The 16,217-nt window shown below is 69.9% G+C and carries 14 protein-coding genes; 6 read left to right on the top strand and 8 right to left on the bottom strand.

The annotated features are described in order from the left end of the window. Window positions 1-3: 3 nt before the first annotated feature. From ROZ00_10675 to ROZ00_10695, 5 genes are all read right to left on the bottom strand, one after another. Window positions 4-1,875 (bottom strand): thiamine pyrophosphate-dependent enzyme, encoded by a 1,872-nt coding sequence (locus ROZ00_10675; GenBank protein ID MDT3736680.1) that lies wholly within the window; start codon window positions 1,873-1,875, stop codon window positions 4-6. Window positions 1,876-1,983: 108 nt separating this feature from the next. Further along, window positions 1,984-3,117, bottom strand: coding sequence for a glycosyltransferase family 1 protein (locus ROZ00_10680; protein ID MDT3736681.1), 1,134 nt, complete (start codon window positions 3,115-3,117; stop codon window positions 1,984-1,986). Further along, window positions 3,114-3,479 carry a diacylglycerol kinase gene (locus ROZ00_10685; protein MDT3736682.1) on the bottom strand — a complete coding sequence of 122 codons (366 nt, stop codon included), beginning with the start codon at window positions 3,477-3,479 and terminating at the stop codon, window positions 3,114-3,116. The genes ROZ00_10680 and ROZ00_10685 overlap by 4 nt, the downstream gene beginning before the upstream one ends. Then, window positions 3,446-4,636 carry a glycosyltransferase gene (locus tag ROZ00_10690; protein MDT3736683.1) on the bottom strand — a complete coding sequence of 397 codons (1,191 nt, stop codon included), beginning with the start codon at window positions 4,634-4,636 and terminating at the stop codon, window positions 3,446-3,448. Before ROZ00_10690 ends, ROZ00_10685 begins: the two co-directional genes overlap by 34 nt. Next, window positions 4,636-5,418: a UDP-2,3-diacylglucosamine diphosphatase gene (locus tag ROZ00_10695; protein ID MDT3736684.1), complete on the bottom strand. Its 783-nt coding sequence runs from the start codon at window positions 5,416-5,418 to the stop codon at window positions 4,636-4,638. The genes ROZ00_10690 and ROZ00_10695 overlap by 1 nt, the downstream gene beginning before the upstream one ends. Window positions 5,419-5,549: 131 nt before the next feature. On the opposite strand from ROZ00_10695, the gene ROZ00_10700 reads away from it, so the two are divergent. The 6 genes from ROZ00_10700 to ROZ00_10725 all read left to right on the top strand — a co-directional run bounded on the left by ROZ00_10700 (window position 5,550) and on the right by ROZ00_10725 (window position 13,509). Further along, a complete protein-coding gene (locus tag ROZ00_10700) occupies window positions 5,550-7,490 on the top strand; it encodes a hypothetical protein (protein MDT3736685.1) in 1,941 nt (646 codons plus the stop codon). A gap of 13 nt (window positions 7,491-7,503) precedes the next feature. Then, window positions 7,504-9,168: a PEP/pyruvate-binding domain-containing protein gene (locus tag ROZ00_10705; protein MDT3736686.1), complete on the top strand. Its 1,665-nt coding sequence runs from the start codon at window positions 7,504-7,506 to the stop codon at window positions 9,166-9,168. Further along, window positions 9,165-11,000, top strand: coding sequence for a GGDEF domain-containing protein (locus ROZ00_10710; GenBank protein MDT3736687.1), 1,836 nt, complete (start codon window positions 9,165-9,167; stop codon window positions 10,998-11,000). The genes ROZ00_10705 and ROZ00_10710 overlap by 4 nt, the downstream gene beginning before the upstream one ends. Window positions 11,001-11,065: 65 nt before the next feature. After that, a complete protein-coding gene (locus ROZ00_10715) occupies window positions 11,066-11,878 on the top strand; it encodes a hypothetical protein (protein MDT3736688.1) in 813 nt (270 codons plus the stop codon). Between the two features lie 90 nt (window positions 11,879-11,968). Further along, window positions 11,969-12,727 (top strand): GNAT family N-acyltransferase, encoded by a 759-nt coding sequence (locus ROZ00_10720; protein ID MDT3736689.1) that lies wholly within the window; start codon window positions 11,969-11,971, stop codon window positions 12,725-12,727. Next, window positions 12,724-13,509: a lysophospholipid acyltransferase family protein gene (locus ROZ00_10725; GenBank protein MDT3736690.1), complete on the top strand. Its 786-nt coding sequence runs from the start codon at window positions 12,724-12,726 to the stop codon at window positions 13,507-13,509. Before ROZ00_10720 ends, ROZ00_10725 begins: the two co-directional genes overlap by 4 nt. Here the strand turns inward: ROZ00_10725 and phoR are convergent. Genes phoR through phoU form a run of 3 tightly spaced genes read right to left on the bottom strand, consistent with a single transcriptional unit; the run spans window position 13,490 to window position 16,209 of the window. Next, complete coding sequence (gene phoR, locus ROZ00_10730; GenBank protein MDT3736691.1) at window positions 13,490-14,791, bottom strand: phosphate regulon sensor histidine kinase PhoR; 1,302 nt, start codon at window positions 14,789-14,791, stop codon at window positions 13,490-13,492. The genes ROZ00_10725 and phoR overlap by 20 nt on opposite strands. A 9-nt stretch (window positions 14,792-14,800) precedes the next feature. After that, a complete protein-coding gene (phoB, locus tag ROZ00_10735; GenBank protein ID MDT3736692.1) occupies window positions 14,801-15,493 on the bottom strand; it encodes a phosphate regulon transcriptional regulator PhoB in 693 nt (230 codons plus the stop codon). A gap of 2 nt (window positions 15,494-15,495) precedes the next feature. Then, window positions 15,496-16,209 (bottom strand): phosphate signaling complex protein PhoU, encoded by a 714-nt coding sequence (phoU, locus tag ROZ00_10740; protein MDT3736693.1) that lies wholly within the window; start codon window positions 16,207-16,209, stop codon window positions 15,496-15,498. Between the last annotated feature and the right edge of the window lie 8 nt (window positions 16,210-16,217).

The following is a 16,217-nucleotide window of genomic DNA, read 5'->3' on the forward strand; positions in this document are numbered from 1 at the left end:
TCCTCAAGCGGGCTGGATGTTGATGACCTGGCCGGCCGGCGCGAAATGCACGATCGCTTCCGGCGCGCAGGGCTGCACGCACAGGCCGCAGCCGGTGCAGGCGACGCTGTCGATGCGCGTGAAGGCCAGATCGACCTCCTTGCCCGACGGCTTCACCACCCGATCGCGACGCGTGACGTGGATGGCCGGGCAGCCGACCTCGACGCAGTTGCCGCAGCCGGTGCACTTGTCCTCCTGCACGACGTAGGGCTTGAACGGCTTGAACTCCTCGATCAGCACGCAGGGGCGGTTGGTGATGATCACCGAGACGTCGTCGATCTTGGTCTCGTCGCGCACGGTCTTGAACAGCACCGGCAACTGGTAGGGATCGACCTCGTGGATGCGCTCCGGCTTCACGCCGAGCGCCTCGATCAGCTTGCGGAAATCGATGCGCGGCGCGCCCTGGCCGTGGATGTCGCGGCCGTTGGCCGGCGTGTTCTGGCCGCCGGTCATGCCCACCGTGCCGTTGTCGAGCAGCAGGATGGTGACGTTGCCGCGGTTCCAGGTGATGTCGAGCAGGCCCTGCATGCCCATGTGCATGAAGGTCGAGTCGCCGATCACGGCGAGGATGCGCTTGTTCTTGTCGGTTTCGCCGCGGCCCTTGTCCATGCCGAGGGCGATGCCCATCGAGGCGCCCATGCAGATGGTCGAGTCGAGCGAGTTCCAGGGGTGGCCGGCGCCCAGCGTGTAGCAGCCGATGTCGCCGGAGATGGTGAGGTTCTTCAGCTGCGACAGCGTGTAGTACACCCCCATGTGCGGGCAGGAGGCGCACAGGGTCGGCGGCCGCGGGAACAGCGGCGGCAGCGCGGCGGCCTGTTCCGGCGCGGGCGCGGCCTCCTTGCGCAGCAGGCGCTCGACGGCGGGCTTCACCACCTCGGGGGCGAGCTCGCCGATGCGCGGCAGGAAGTCCTTGCCGTGGGCGGCGAAGCCGGCGGCCTTGAGTTCGGTTTCCAGCAGCGGCTCGACTTCCTCCACCACGACGAGGGTGTCGGCCATTTCCGCCAGCTGCGACACTTTCTCCATCGGCCAGGGGTAGGACAGGCCCAGCTTCAGCACCGGCGCATCGGGGAAGGCCTCGCGCACGTGCATGTAGGCCGGGCCGCTGGTGACGAAGGCGACGCGGCGGTCCGTGCCCGGCTCGAGCACGTTGAGCGGCGTCTTGTCGGACAGGCGCTTCAGTTCCTGCTCGCGCTGGAGCATGAGCGGGATGCGGCGCTTGGCGTGGCCGGGCACCATCACCCAGCGCTCGGCGTTCTTGGAGAAGCCCTTCGGCATGTGCTCGACGCGTTCGCCGACGGTGACCAGGCCCTTGACGTGGCAGATGCGCGAGGTCAGGCGCAGGATCACCGGCACCTGGTATTCCTCCGACAGCTCGTAGGCGTAGCGGGTCATGTCGTAGGCTTCCTGCGAGTCGGCCGGCTCGAGGACGGGCACGTGGGCGAAGCGGCCCCAGAAGCGCGAATCCTGCTCGTTCTGCGAGGAGGACATGCCGACGTCGTCGGCCACGGCGATGACCAGGCCGCCCTCGGCGCCGGTCAGGGTGAAGGTCATGAGGGCGTCGGAGGCGACGTTGAGGCCGACGTGCTTCATGGCGCTGAAGGCGCGCGAGCCCATCATCGAGGCGCCGATGGCCACTTCCAGCGACACCTTCTCGTTCACCGACCACTCGGTGTACAGGTCCGGATAGGTGGACAGCTGCTCCAGCATCTCGGTCGCCGGCGTGCCCGGATACCCGGCGGCGACCCGCGTCCCCGACTCCCACACCGCGCGCGCCACGGCCTCGTTGCCCGACATCAAAAGCCGGCTCGCCGCCGGCGCCGGCATGACTGCTGCCATTTGCTCCACCCCGCTGAAAATGAAACAGAAATAAGAAGGGCGAAGCTACTTGGACGGCGCCGTTTGGCCCTTGATACAGGTCAAAGGTGCATCACACAGAAGGATGAATCAGAAGGTCTGTCGCGCCGCCTGGCGCAGCACGCCCTCGAAACGCTCGACCACGGCCGGCCAGCCGCGCGCTTCCATATCGAGTCTCGCCCGCCGGCCGTTGGCCCGACGCAGGTCGTCATCCATCGCCAGACCGAGCGCCGCAGAAACGAATGCAACTTCGTCGCCGGGCGGCACGCAACGCCCGCTGAAGCCGTCGGCGATGAGTTCCGCCGCCGCCGCGCTGCGATAAGCCGCAACCGCCAGGCCGCTGGCCATGGCTTCCGCCACGACGTTGCCGTAGGTCTCGCTCAGGCTGCCGAACAGGAACAGGTCGCCCGAGGCGTAGTGCGCCGCGAGGTCGGCGCCCGTTCGCGTGCCGGCGAAGCGATCCTGCGGACGCTCGCGTTTCAGACGCGCCGCTGCCGGTCCGTCGCCGACCCAGACCATGCGCGCCCGTGGGCGGGCGGCGCGAATCGCATCGAAGGCGCGGCAGCTCAGGTCGAGATTCTTCTCCGGCGCCAGCCGGCCGACATAGAGGCAGGCGAGATCGCGCTCGCCGACGCCCCAGGCTTCGCGCAGGACCGCATCGCGACGGCCAGGATGGAACAACTGCGTATCGACACCGCGACCCACGACGCACACGCCGGGAATGCCTTCGCCGGCGAGGTCCGCCGCCAGCGCCTCGGTCGGCACGAGCGTGGCGCGCGTGCGACGGTGCAGGCTGCGCAGGTAGGCGGCCACTGCCGGCCGCAGCCAGCCGAAGCCGTAGTGCACGCTGTAGCGGTCGAAATTGGTGTGGTAGCCCGAGGTGACGGGCAATCCCAGGCGCCGCGCCGCCGCCACCGCCGACCAGCCCAGCGGCCCCTCGGTGACGACATGCACGACATCCGGCCGGCGCGCGCGCCAGACGCGGGCCAGTGCGCCGCCGGCCGGCAGGCCGAAGCGCAGCCCCGCGTAACCCGGCAACGGCAGGCCGGCCAGCAGCAACTCACCCTCGCCGCCCCGGTCCTCGCGCGACTGTCGCGGCCGCAGCACGCTGACCCGGTGGCCGCGGCCGCGCAGGCCTTCGATCAGGCGGCCCACCGTCATGGCGACGCCGTTGACCTCGGGCGGGTGCGTCTCGGTCACCACCGCGATGGACAGCGCAGTCATATCAGCACGCTCGCCCACACGGCAAGCACGTTGAACAGCGCGACGAACACCGCAGCGCTGCCGATGTCCTTGGCTCGCTTGGCCAAGCGGTGGTCCTCCAGGCCGATGCGGTCCACCGTTGCCTCCAGCCCTGAGTTGAGCAACTCCACCACCAGCACGAGCAGCACGCTGGCGATCATCAGGGCGCGGCCGACGCCGCCCACCGGCAGCAGGCAGGCGGCGGGCAGGAGGATCGCGGCGAGCCACACCTCCTGCCTGAAGGCGTCCTCGTGGCGGTAGGCCGCCCGCAGGCCGGCCAGGGAATAGTGGAAGGCGTTCCACACTCTCCTCAGGCCGGTCTTGCCTTTGTAGGGGCTTTCCATGAAATGGGATTTCCGTTTCTGTGGTATTCGAAGTAAAGGTCGGCCAGCCGCGCCGCCATCGTCTCGTCGGACCAGCTGCGGGCATAGTTCCGCGCCTCGCTGCCAAGCCGGGCGCGCAGTGCGGCATCGGAGAGAATTTCCACCACCGCGGCGGCGAAGGCGGTAGGGTCTTCGGCCGGCACGCGGCAGCCCTGGCGCGGCGCCAGGATGTCGACCGTGCCCATGTGGGCCAGCGCCACCACCGGCAGGCCCATCGCCATCGCCTCCAGCAGCACCAGGCCCTGCGTCTCGGTGCGGGAGGCGAATACGAAGACGTCGGCGGCGGCGTAGCAGTCGGGCAGGTCGCGATGGCGGTCGAGATAGCCGGCGAAGCGCACGGCATCGCCCAGCCCGAGCTGCGCCGCCTGCGCGCGCAGGGCGGGCAGGGCCGGGCCTTCGCCGGCGATGAGGAGCAGCATGTCGGAGCGCAGCTTCAGCGCCTGCGCCGTCATCTCGAGTAGGAAACCGATGTTCTTCTCGTGCGCCACGCGGCCGACGAAGAGGGCGACCGGCCGCCCGGGCGCAATGCCATGCGCGGCGCGGAAGCGCGCGCGGTCGCCGCCGGCAAAGCGGGCGAGCGGGATGCCGGTGGGCAGCACGTGGATGGGCCGTTTCACGCCGTAATCGTTCAGGCGAGACTGCATCGCCACGGAGGGCACGACCACGCCGTCGAGCGCGTTGCACTGGCGACGGGAGAGCAGGCGCGCCAGCGCACGCAGGCCACACGCCGGCAGGAAAGGAGCATAGTGGTGCAGGTATTCCTCAAACAGGGTGTGGTAGGTCGCCAGCACCGGCACACCCTCGCGTCGCGCCGCGCCGAGGCCCGCGTAGTGCGCCGCGAACGGCGTCTGGATGTGCACCAGGTCGCATTTCGCGGCCTGCGCGCGAACGGTGCTGTGCATGGCTCGCCAGGCCACGATGCGGTCCTCCGGGTCGCGCGGCACCGCCCGGCCCGGCACCCGCGCCACGCCGGGCTGCTCCGGCTCGTCGCCGTAGCGCGGCGCGACGACGTGCACCTCGACGCCCTCCCCGGCCAAGGTGTGGCGGAAGGTTTCGATGGAAGTGGACACGCCGTTGATACGGGGGAAGTAGACGTCGGACACCATCAGCACGCGCATCAGGCGGCAATCCTTTCTTTCGCCCCGGGCAGCGCCGTCACGCTGGCCGGCGCATGCCATTCCACCAGTTCCAGGCGGCCGTCCAGGTGCTCGACGATGGCGGTGCAGGAATCCACCCAGTCGCCGCAGTTGATGTAGGCGACGCCGTCGATGTCCTTGATGACGGCGCAATGGATGTGGCCGCAGACGATGCCGTCGAGGCCGCGCGCCGCGGCATGGCGCACGGCGTTCTCCTCGAAATCGAAAATGAAGTTGAGCGCCTTCTTGATGCGGCGCTTGGCGTAGCCGGCAAGCGACCAGTAGCCGGCCAGCCCCAGCTTGCGCCGCAGCCAGGAGGTCCAGCGGTTGGCGCGCACCAGCAGGTTGTAGGAAACGTCGCCGAGGACGGCGACCCAGCGGTGGTGGCGCGTCACCTGGTCGAAGGCATCGCCGTGGATGAGCAGCAGGCGGCGGCCGTCGGCCGTGGTGTGCACCGCCTCCTCGGCGACATGGATGTCGCCGAAGGCCGAGCCGACGTACTCGCGCAGCGCCTCGTCGTGGTTGCCGGGAATGAACACCACGCGCTCGCCGTGGCGGGCGCGGCGCAGCACCTTCTGCACCACGGTGTTCTGCGCCGCGTTCCAGTGGATACCGCGCCTCATGGCCCAGAAGTCGACGATGTCGCCGACCAGGTACAGCGTCTCGGCAGGATGCTCGCGCAGGAAGTCGAGCAGGCGCTCGGCCTGGCAGGCGCGGGTGCCGAGGTGGATGTCGGAGAGGAACAGCGTTCTGACGCGGGGCATGCGCGCAGTCTGGCTCCCGCATGTGTTGCCTTCGTGAAGATTTGATGAACGCTGCGTGACGGATGGTGCGTCCGCTTCATCGTCCCGTAACCTGGGCCGGGGAGAATCCCGCCGTTCCCAGGACGATCCCCATGGAAAAAGCCCACATCATCGACGCGCTTGGCGAAGGTCCGCTGCTGCTGCCGGTCCTGCTCAATGCCGCCCTGGCGGCGAACGACCGCGCCAAGTACTTCTTCACCCTGCTGCAGGCGGCGCAACTGCGCGCCGACAGCCCCGACGCCGACCCGGCCGACCTGCGCATCGAGCGGCAGGCCGCCGGCATCGAGGAGGAATCCTTCGACGGCATCGTCGCCGCCAGCCGCCGCGGCGAAGACGGCCTCTACCGCATGCCGCGCGTGCAGGCCGTGTGCACGGCGCTATACCAGGACCTGCAGCGCATGCTGGAGCCGATCCAGGCGGCCGGCAGTCCGGAATGGGGCGGCTTCGCCGCGCGCCTGAAGCTGCTCGCCGCGCGGCCCTGGTGCAAGGCGGACGACACGATTTCCGGCGAGCAGATCGCCGCCATGACCTCGGGCGAGCGCAAGCGCGCCGACAGCCTGCACCTGCTGGTGATGGACATGCACAAGGCCCTCAATGCCCTCCAGGCCAAGGTGGCCACCGAAGTGATCGACGGCGCCCAGGCCTACGACATCGGCGGCGAGGACCGCGCCCTCATCGCCGCCTTCATGCGCGGCGTGAACCAGTCGCTGCCGCTCAAGTTCGACCATCCCGGCCTCGGCACCACGGCGACCCGCTCCGCCGACACCCTGGTGCTGCAGAACGACATCGGCACCACCGACGCCCACGTCATCGTCCTGCACGTCGAAGGCCTGCGCGCGCAGCTCACCTACACCGACGTGCACATGCAGCGCCTGCTCTTCTTCCAGAGCCTGTTCGAGGGCTGGCGCGTCGGATGGGAAGACACCCGTTCGCGCGCCGACCACGAAATGGAGGACGGCGTCTATCACCTCTGCGTCGGCACCTTCGCGGCGCGCAAGGCCAAGGAGCTGGAAGACTACCTCGCCTTCCTCGGCTCGCGCCTGGTGTTCCTCATCGACTGGAACCGCGCGCGCAAGCGCCTGCGCCAGCTGCTGCCGAAAAAGGAATCCCTGGCCCTGCTGAAATGGGCGGCGGACCACAACCACGGCCACATGGCCTTCCTGCGCGCCGGCGGCGAGCAGATGGTCGTCGACGCGCTCGCCTTCACGGCGCGGGCGCCGTTGCCGCTGGGCGCGCGCCTCGACAACGTGCTCGGCCGCGAGCAGGCGGCGGAATACATGCGCTTCGTCTTCCGCGTCTGCGCCGAGGGCCTGCTCGCCGGCCGGCCGGAAGGCCTGATCCAGGACGAGGTGCGCGCCGAGCTGGCGAACTACTTCCACAGCACGCAGCAGAGCCTGGTCGACCTCGCCGCCGAGCAGGCCGCCTTCGCCATCGAGATCGCCTCGGGGGTGCGCGACTGCCTGATCGAGGCGCGCGGCGAGGCGGCGCCCGCCCGCTTCGCGCGCAACGCCGAACGGGCCAAGGCCTGGGAGCACCAGGCCGACGAACTGGTCAATCGCGCCCGCGGCACGGCCAGCCAGTCCGGCCGCAGCGATTTCTACCGCAGCCTGATCGAAAGCGCCGATGACGTCGTGGACGAGCTCGAGGAAGCCGCCTTCCACCTGACCCTGCTGCCGCACGACGGCGGCGACAGCGACCTGTACGGGCCGCTGAATGCCCTGGCGCGCCTGCTCGTCGACGGCTCGCAGGAATACCTGCGCTCGCTGGAAACCGTACGCACGCTGCGGCGCGGCGGCCCGCGCGAGGACATGCAGGATTTCCTCGAGGCCATCCACCGCATCATGCTGGTCGAACGACAGAGCGACGGCGCCCAGCGCTCGGTCAAGATATCCCTCGCCCGCGGTGCGGCGGACTACCGCCGCCTGTATGCCTTCGCCGAATGCGCGCGCAATCTGGAAGCGGCGGCCGACGCCCTGATGCACGCCGGCCTGCGCCTGCGCGACCACGTGCTCGCCGACGCCGTCGCAGAATGACAGGAAACCACGCATGAAATACACCGACAAGCAGGTCTTCGAGATCGGCCTGCCCGGCGCGCGCGACGCCGGCAGCGCGGACAACATGGGCTTCAAGGCCCTCAACCTGGCGCGCATGGCGCACATCGGCCTGAAGGTGCCGGAAGCCTTCGTGCTGGGCACCGCCCTCTGCCGCGATTTCCTCAAGCACCCGGCCAAATCGCGTACGGCGCTGCACGACCTGCTGGTCGAGATGCTGCGGCGGCTGGAAACCGCCTCGCGCCTGGCCTTCGGCGGCGTGCGCAAGCCCTTGCTGGTGTCGGTGCGCTCCGGTGCGCCGGTATCGATGCCGGGCATGATGGACACGCTGCTCAACATCGGCCTGTGCGACGCCACGCTGCACGGCCTCATGCGCCTGACCGGCAACCCGCGCCTGGCCTGGGATTCCTACCGCCGCCTGGTGCAGCAGTTCGCCGAGGTGGTGCACGGCGCCGACGCCGCGCCGTTCCGCGACGTGCTCGACGCGGCCGTGCGCGAGGCCGGCGTCGACGACGCACGCGAACTGGACTTCCGCCAGCTCGCCGGGCTGACGCGGGAATTCCTGGCAATCCACCGCGACGCCACCGGCCAGCCTTTCCCGCAGGACCCGATGGAGCAGCTCGAGGCCGCCATCGCGGCGGTGTTCGCCTCCTGGAACGGCGAACGCGCCACCGCCTACCGCCGCCTCAACGGCCTGCCGGACAACCTCGGCACGGCGGTGACGGTGCAGCGCATGGTGTTCGGCAACGCCGGCGGCACCTCCGGCGCCGGCGTGGCGTTCACGCGCAACCCCGCATACGGGGGCAACCGGCTCTACGCCGACTTCCTCTTCAACAGCCAGGGCGAGGACGTCGTCTCCGGCCGCGTCATGGCGAACGATGCGCCGCGCCTGCAGGCGCTCCTGCCCGAGGTGTGGGCACGGCTGGAATCGTTGCGCGGCAGTCTCGAGGCCGAGTTCCGCGACGCCCAGGAATTCGAGTTCACCGTGCAGGACGGCGAACTGTTCCTGCTGCAGACGCGCAGCGCCAAGCGCACGCCGTGGGCGGCGCTGGCCATCGCCGTCGACCAGGAGAAGGAGGGCCTCATCGCACCCGACGAGGCGCTCGCCCGCCTCGAAGGCATCGACCTGGAGCGGCTCGAGCGCAGGCGCCTGGCGCCGGGCGAAGAGCAGGCCGCACTGGGACGCGGCGTATCGGCCGGCATCGGCCTCGCCGGCGGCCCCATCGCCCTGGATGCCGACGCCGCGCAGCGCTTCGCCGCCGAGGGCCGCCCCGCGCTGCTCGTGCGCGAGGACACGCTCACCGCCGACATCGCCGGACTCGCCGCCTGCGCCGGCCTGCTGACGGTGCGCGGCAGCCGCACCGCCCACGCCGCCGTGGTGGCGCGCCAGATGGGCAAGCCCTGCCTGGTCGGCTGCGCCGGACTCGCCATCGACGCCGCTGCCCGCAGCGTCGCGCTCGGCGGCCGCAGCCTGCGCGAAGGCGATGTCCTGTGGATCGACGCAGAAGGCGGCGGCGTCTACGAACGCGAGCCGGCCGTCGCCGTCGAGCGGCCGGCCGCGGCGCTGGCCGCCGTCGCACGCTGGCGCGGCACCGGGGGGGCGCGCGAAGCGGTCGCGCAGGATGCGCCGCGCGCGGGTCTGGCCGCCGCCGCACAATGACCTCGGGAAAAGCCACCCTGGTGCTGCCGCCCCTGCCTGCGCGGCAGCACGTCGCCATCGGTCCGGTGCAGGCGGAAGAACTCGACCGCATCGTCGCCGACGGCCTGCTGCGCACGGTCTTCCAGCCCATCCTGGGATTCCATACGCGCGGCTATCTCGGCTTCGAGGCGCTGATCCGCGGACCGGCGGGCTCTTCCCTCGAAGCGCCGCCCGCCCTGTTCGAGGCCGCGGCCCGGTTCGGCCTGACGCTCGAACTGGAGCGTGCCTGCCGCGAACAGTCGCTGCGCGCCTTCGCCGCCGCCGGGCTGACCGGCAAGCTGTTCCTCAACGTCAGCCCGCAGTGCCTGGCCGACCCGGTACTGCTGGACGGCGAAACCCTGCACCTGCTGCGCAGCCTCGGCCTGGCACCCTCCAGCATCGTCATCGAGATCACCGAGAACCAGAAAATCAACGATTTCGCCGGCGTGCGCCGGCTGCTCGACCACTATCGCGGACTCGGCTACGAAATCGCCATCGACGACCTCGGCGAGGGCTTCTCCAACCTGCGCCTGTGGACAGAACTGCACCCGCAGTACATCAAGATCGACCGCCACTTCATCAGCGGCATCGACGAGAATGCCCTGAAGTTCCAGATGGTGCGCTCGATCCACGGCCTCGCCGAGGCCTGCGCCGCCAACATCATCGCCGAGGGCATCGAGACGGCGGCCGAGTTCACCATGCTGCGCGACCTCGGCATCGCCTACGGCCAGGGCTATTTCATCGCGCATCCGCACGCGGCGCCCGCCGCCGTTCCCGGCGCGGAGGTGGTGCAGGCGCTGGGCGGGCGCCACATCAGCATCTTCCCCGGCATGCAGCCGCCGCGCGCGCACGCCACCGCGCGCACCGTGCTGCGCCATGTCGAGCCGGTCTCGCCGGAAACCCTCAACGACGCCGTCTTCCAGCGCCTCGAAAGTCAGTCCGACGAGCACGCCGTGCCGGTGGTGAAGGACGGCATCCCGGTCGGCCTGATCAACCGCCACAGCCTGATCGACCGCTTCGCGCGCCCCTACCGGCGCGAACTGTACGGGCGCCGCGCCTGCAGCCAGTTCATGGACACCTCGCCGCTGATCGTCGACCACGCCATCAGCGTGCAGGAGCTGGGGCGGCTGCTCAGCCGATCGGCCCGCCACCACATGGCCGACGGCTTCATCGTCACCGAGGACGGCCGCTACATCGGCATCGGCTACAGCCACGACCTGATGGCGCTGATCACGGAAATGCAGATCCGCGCGGCGCGCTACGCCAATCCGCTGACCCAGCTGCCCGGCAACGTTCCCATCGACGAGCATATCGCCCGCCTGCTGGAGGGCGGCGTGCGCTTCGCCGCCGCCTATTGCGACCTCGACCGTTTCAAGCCCTTCAACGACGTCTACGGCTACCGCCACGGCGACGACCTGATCCGCATCCTGGCCGAGACGCTGCTGCTCCATTGCGACGGCACGCTGGATTTCGTCGGCCACATTGGCGGCGACGATTTCCTCGTGCTGTTCCAGAGCGCCGACTGGCAGGCGCGCTGCGAGCGCGTCATCGGCCATTTCGAGGACCACAGCTGCCACCTGTATTCCGCCGAGGACCTGGCGCGCGGCGGCATCCTCACCGAGGACCGGCGCGGCCAGCAGATGCTGCATGCCCTGCCCAGCCTGTCGATCGGCGCGGTGACGGTCGAGCCGGGCAGCTACCACAGCCACCATGAGATCTCCACCGCAGCAGCGGAGGCGAAGAAGCAGGCCAAGAAGCTGCCAGGCAGCGCGCTGTTCGTCGAGCGGCGACGCCCCGACGGCAGCGCCGCCTAGGGCCGTCACGCGCCCGTAATCCCCGCCTGATCTAATGGCGCCCGCTCAACGATCCGCTCCGCACCATGAGAAAACCCGTCGCCCTGCTGATTCTCGCTTCGCTCTGCCTGGCGCTGCCGCCCGCCGCGGCGGCGCCACCCAGGCCGGAACCGCTGCAAACGCGCGACATCCTGCCAGCCGGGACGTTGCGCACGCAGTCCCAGCGCCTGGCCAAGCTGCACCACCAGATCCGCCTCGACGTGAACGCCGAGTCGGCGCGCAGCCGCCTCGTCGCCGGCATCGCCGAGGCCGACCGCGCCCTCGATGCGCTCGCGGTCCTGCCTGCCACGCCACGCATCGCGCGCAGCCTGGCGCGCTGCCGCATGCTCTGGCAGGAAATGCGCGGCGAGTTGCGTAGCGGCGGCGGCACCCGCATCAACGACCTGGCCGATGCGCTGATGATCGCCGCCGGCAAGCTCGCTTTCGACATCGAGAACGAGCTCGGCACGCCGGCCGGCCGCCTGGTCGACCTGTCGATCCGACAGAACATGCTGGCGCAGCGCATGGCCCGCCTCTACATGCAGGCCCAGCTGGGCGACCGCTCGCAGGGCCTGCAGGTCGACATGCGGCAGGCACGCACCGAGTTCTCCATGGCGCTCGGCGAGCTGGCCGTGGCCCCCGCCAACACGCACGCCATCGGCGAGCGCATCGCGCTGACCCGCATGCAGTGGCTGTTCCTCGACAATGCTTTGGCGCGCCCCGCCGAGCGCGCGCTGGCGCGCGACGTGGCCAGCACCAGCGAGCGCATCATGCAGATGATGGACGACGTCGCCCAGCTGTACCTGGAAACCGGCGCGGCCAGCCCCCTGGCAAGCGCCGCGCCGTCCCCCAGGAACTGACTTTCGTAACCGCCGCGTCACCTCGCCTTCACGCCGCCGCAACAGGCGCCCCCTAGAGTGGGCCTGCATTCAACAAACCGGAGACGAGACATGCTGCACAAGGTGGAACAATCCGCACACGCGCGCCGGCCGCGACTGCACGTCGGGCTGGCTCAATGCGACTCGGAAGTCCGCGAGGCGCAGAAGCTGCGCTACCGCATCTTCGCCGAGGAGCTCGGCGCCCGGCTCAACTGCCGCGAACCCGGCGTCGACCACGACCTCTACGATCCCTTCTGCGAGCACCTTGTCGTGCGCGACGAAGCGGCGGGACGCATCGTCGGTACCTACCGCATCCTGTCGCCGCAGGCGGCCAAGCGGGTCGGCGGCTACTACTCCGAGAACGAATTCGACCTCACCCGCCTGCAACTGCTGCGCGAGGGCATGGTCGAGATCGGCCGCTCCTGCATCGACCCGGACTACCGCACCGGCGGCACCATCGCCCTGCTCTGGTCCGGCCTTGCCCGCTACATGGCGCAGGGCAACTACCGCCACCTCATCGGCTGCGCCAGCATCGGCATGGCCGACGGCGGCCATGCGGCGGCCAATCTCTACCGGCGTCTCGGCGAGCACATGGCGCCGATCGAATACCGCGTCTTTCCGCGCCACCCGCTGCCGGTCGAGCAGCTCTTCGACGGCCAGCCGGCCGAGCTGCCGCCGCTCATCAAGGGCTACCTGCGCGCCGGCGCCTGGATAGGCGGCGAGCCGGCCTGGGACCCCGATTTCAACACCGCAGACCTGCTGGTCATGATGCCGATGGCGCGCGTCGACCAGCGCTACGCGCGGCACTTCCTCGAGCGGAAGGCCGCATGAGGGTTGCCTTGCGACTTGCCCGCGTCGGCCTGCACCTGGGCTACGGGCTGGCTACCGCGGCGCTGGTCTACCCCGCGATCGGCCGCCCGGCGCGGCTCAAGCTGAAACAGCGCTGGTCGCGCCAGCTGCTCGGCATGCTCGGCGTGCGCCTGAGCATCGATGCGGCGATGCCGGCCTCGCCCGCCCTGCTGGTGGCGAACCACGTCTCCTGGCTGGACATCTACGTCATCAACGCCCTGGCGCCGGCCGCCTTCGTCTGCAAGGCTGAGGTGCGCGACTGGCCGCTGATCGGCTGGCTGTGCGAACGCACCGAAACGGTGTTCATGCCGCGCGGCAGCCGCAGTGCGGCAAAACAGGCCGGCGAGATCGTCGCCCTGCGCCTGCGGCAGGGCTGGCGCGTGGGGGTCTTCCCGGAGGGCACCACAACCGACGGCAGCGGGTTGCTGCCCTTCCACGCCGCCCTCCTGCAGGGCGCCATCGATGCCGACTGCCTCGTGCAGCCGCTGGCCCTGCGCTATCTCGACGAACGCGGGCAGGCCACTGCTGCGGCGGCCTATTGCGGCGACACCACGCTGCTGCAATCCCTGTGCCGGATCGCCGCCCTGCCCTGCCTGGAAGTCCGCCTCGACGTCCTGCCGCCGCTCGACGGCCGCGGTGCCGAGCGGCGCCGACTGGCGGCACAGGCGGAAATGGCGATCGGGCGCGCCCTGAACCGCCCGCTTCGCGACGGGGGTGCAAGGGTGGGTGCGGCCGACGGCCGGGTCAGCCTTGCGGCGACGTGACGCGCCAGGCAGGGAAGACGGCGCTGAAGGTGCTGCCGACGCCGGGGATGGAGCCGATATCGAGGCTGGCCTGATGGCGCAGCAGGACGTGCTTGACGATGGACAGCCCCAGCCCGGTGCCGCCCGACTCGCGCGAGCGGCCGCGGTCGACACGGTAGAAGCGTTCGGTCAGGCGCGGGATATGCTCCTCGGGGATGCCGATGCCGCTGTCCTCGACGCTGAAGACGCCCTTGCCGTCGCGCATTTCCCAGCGCAGCAGGATGCGGCCTCCCTCGGGCGTGTAGCGCACCGCATTGGTGACGAGGTTGGAGAAGGCGCTGCGCAGCTCCTCGCGGCTGCCCTTGAGGAAGGCCGGCACCACCTCGCAGGTAATGGAATGGCGCCCGCCGGAGAGCCGGCGTCCCTCGGCGGAGACGTCGTAGATCAGGTCGCGCACGTCGAATTCCTCCTCGCGCGGCAGCTGCGCCTCCTCCTCGATGCGGGACAGGGTAAGCAGGTCCTCGACCAGGCGCAGCATGCGGCCCGCCTGCTCGTCCATGATCGACAGCCGGTGCTTCAGTTCGCGCGGATTGATCGGCGGATCCTCGACCAGGTGCTCGATGAAGCCGGAGATGACCGTCAGCGGCGTGCGCAATTCGTGCGACACGTTGGCGACGAAATCGCGGCGCACCGTCTCCGCCCGCTCGATCTGCGTCACGTCGAAGCTGATCAGCAGCTTGCGGTCCCGGCCGAAGCGGATTGCCTCGAGCGAGAGGACGCGGCCTTTCCGTTCCGGCGGCCGGTACAGCAGGGATGCGCCCTCCACGGCGCTGGCGATGAACTCGGCGAAGCCGGGCAGGCGGATCAGATTGGTGACGAGCAGGCCGACGTCGCGCTCGCCGCGCAGGCCGAGGTGCTGCTCGGCGACGCGGTTGCACCAGACGATGTGGTCCTCGGCGTCGAGGAAGACAAGGCCGTCCGGCGAAGCCTCCGCCGCCTGGCTGAACACCTCGAGGTCGCCCTCGATGCGCGCGCGCGCCTTGCGCTCGCGCCGCAGCATGCGGTAGAGGTCGACGAAGACATTGCCCCAGGCGCCCCAGGCGTCGGGGATGTCGCGCTGCTCGGGCGCCTTCAGCCAGCGCTGCAGGCGGGCGAGATGGGCGGTATGCGCCAGCAGCATCAGCAGCAGGATGCCGCACACGACCAGCGCGCCGGCGACGGCGCCGAAGATGGCCCCCGCGACCAGTCCGGCCAGGACCGCCGCGGCAAGCCGGATCAGCAGGGAAATCCAGACCGAAGGCATCGCGGCGGTTCAGCCCGACCGCGGCAGGGAGAGCTTGTAACCGGCGCCGCGCACCGTCTCGATCAGCTGTTCGCCCTGCGGGCCCAGCGCCTGGCGCAGGCGGCGGATGTGCACATCCACCGTACGCTCCTCGATGAAGACATGGTCGCCCCAGACCTGATCGAGCACCTGCGGCCGGCTGAAAACGCGCCCCGGGTGGGCCATGAAGAAACGCAGCAGCTTGAACTCGGTCGGCGCCAGCTCGACCGGGCGGCCGTCGAGCCTGACTTCGTAGGAGATGGGATCGAGGTGCAGCGGGCCGAAGACCAGCGTGGTTTCGGCGGCATGCGGCGCGCGCCGGCGCAGCACCGCCTGGATGCGCGCCAGCAGCTCGCGCGGGCTGAAGGGCTTGACGAGATAATCGTCGGCGCCCTGCTCGAGGCCGGCGACTCGGTCCGACTCCTCGCCGCGCGCAGTGACCATGATCAGCGGCAGCTTCTCGGTGCGGGCGGATTCGCGCAGCTGGCGCGCCAGCGCCAGGCCGGACATCCTCGGCAGCATCCAGTCGATCAGCACGGCGTCCGGCAGCGCCGCCTTCAGCGCAGCCAGCGCTTCCTCCGCGCTTGCCGCGACGGCCGCCTTCATGCCGGCCTTCTCCAGCGTGAAGCGGATCAGCTCCTGGATGGCGGGATCGTCCTCGACGACAAGCACGCGGGTCGCCATGCCTATTGCGGCCCCCCGTCGGGCTCGACATGATCCTCGCGGGCAGTATGGCGCACGTCGGTGCCGTGCACGATGTAGATGACCTGCTCGGCGATGTTCTTGGCGTGGTCGCCGATGCGCTCGATGGCCTTGGCGATCCAGACGATGTCGAGCACCGTCGAAATGGTGCGCGGATCCTCCATGACAAAGGTAACGAGCTGACGCACGATGCCGCGGAACTCGTCGTCGATGGTGGCATCCTCGGCGATGATGTGCTCGGCCTCGACGGCATCCAGCCGTGCCATGGCGTCGAGCACGCGGCGCAGCATGGCCACCGCCAGCTGGCCGGCATGCCGCACGTCGGCCGAGCGCGGGATCTGCAGGCGGCCGCGGTCGTAGATCTGCTTGGCCATGCGGGCGATCTTCTCCGCCTCGTCGCCGGTGCGCTCGAGGTCGGTGACGATCTTGCTCACCGCCATGATCAGGCGCAGGTCGCTCGCCGCCGGCTGGCGGCGGGCGATGACGTGCGAGCAGGCGTCGTCGATCTCGATCTCGTAGCTGTTCACGCGGCGGTCGGTATCGGTCACCTGCGCGATCAGGTCGTAGTTGCCGGTACCGAAGCATTCTATGGCGGCGAGGATCTGCGATTCGACCAGGCCGCCCATCTGCAACACGCGCGAGCGGATGTCTTCCAGGTCGGAATCGTATTGCTTCGAAAGGTGTTCGCTGTGTGGCATGGTGGCTC

The sequence above is a fragment of the Denitratisoma sp. genome, from assembly GCA_032027165.1.
Classification (GTDB): Bacteria; Pseudomonadota; Gammaproteobacteria; order Burkholderiales; family Rhodocyclaceae; genus Desulfobacillus.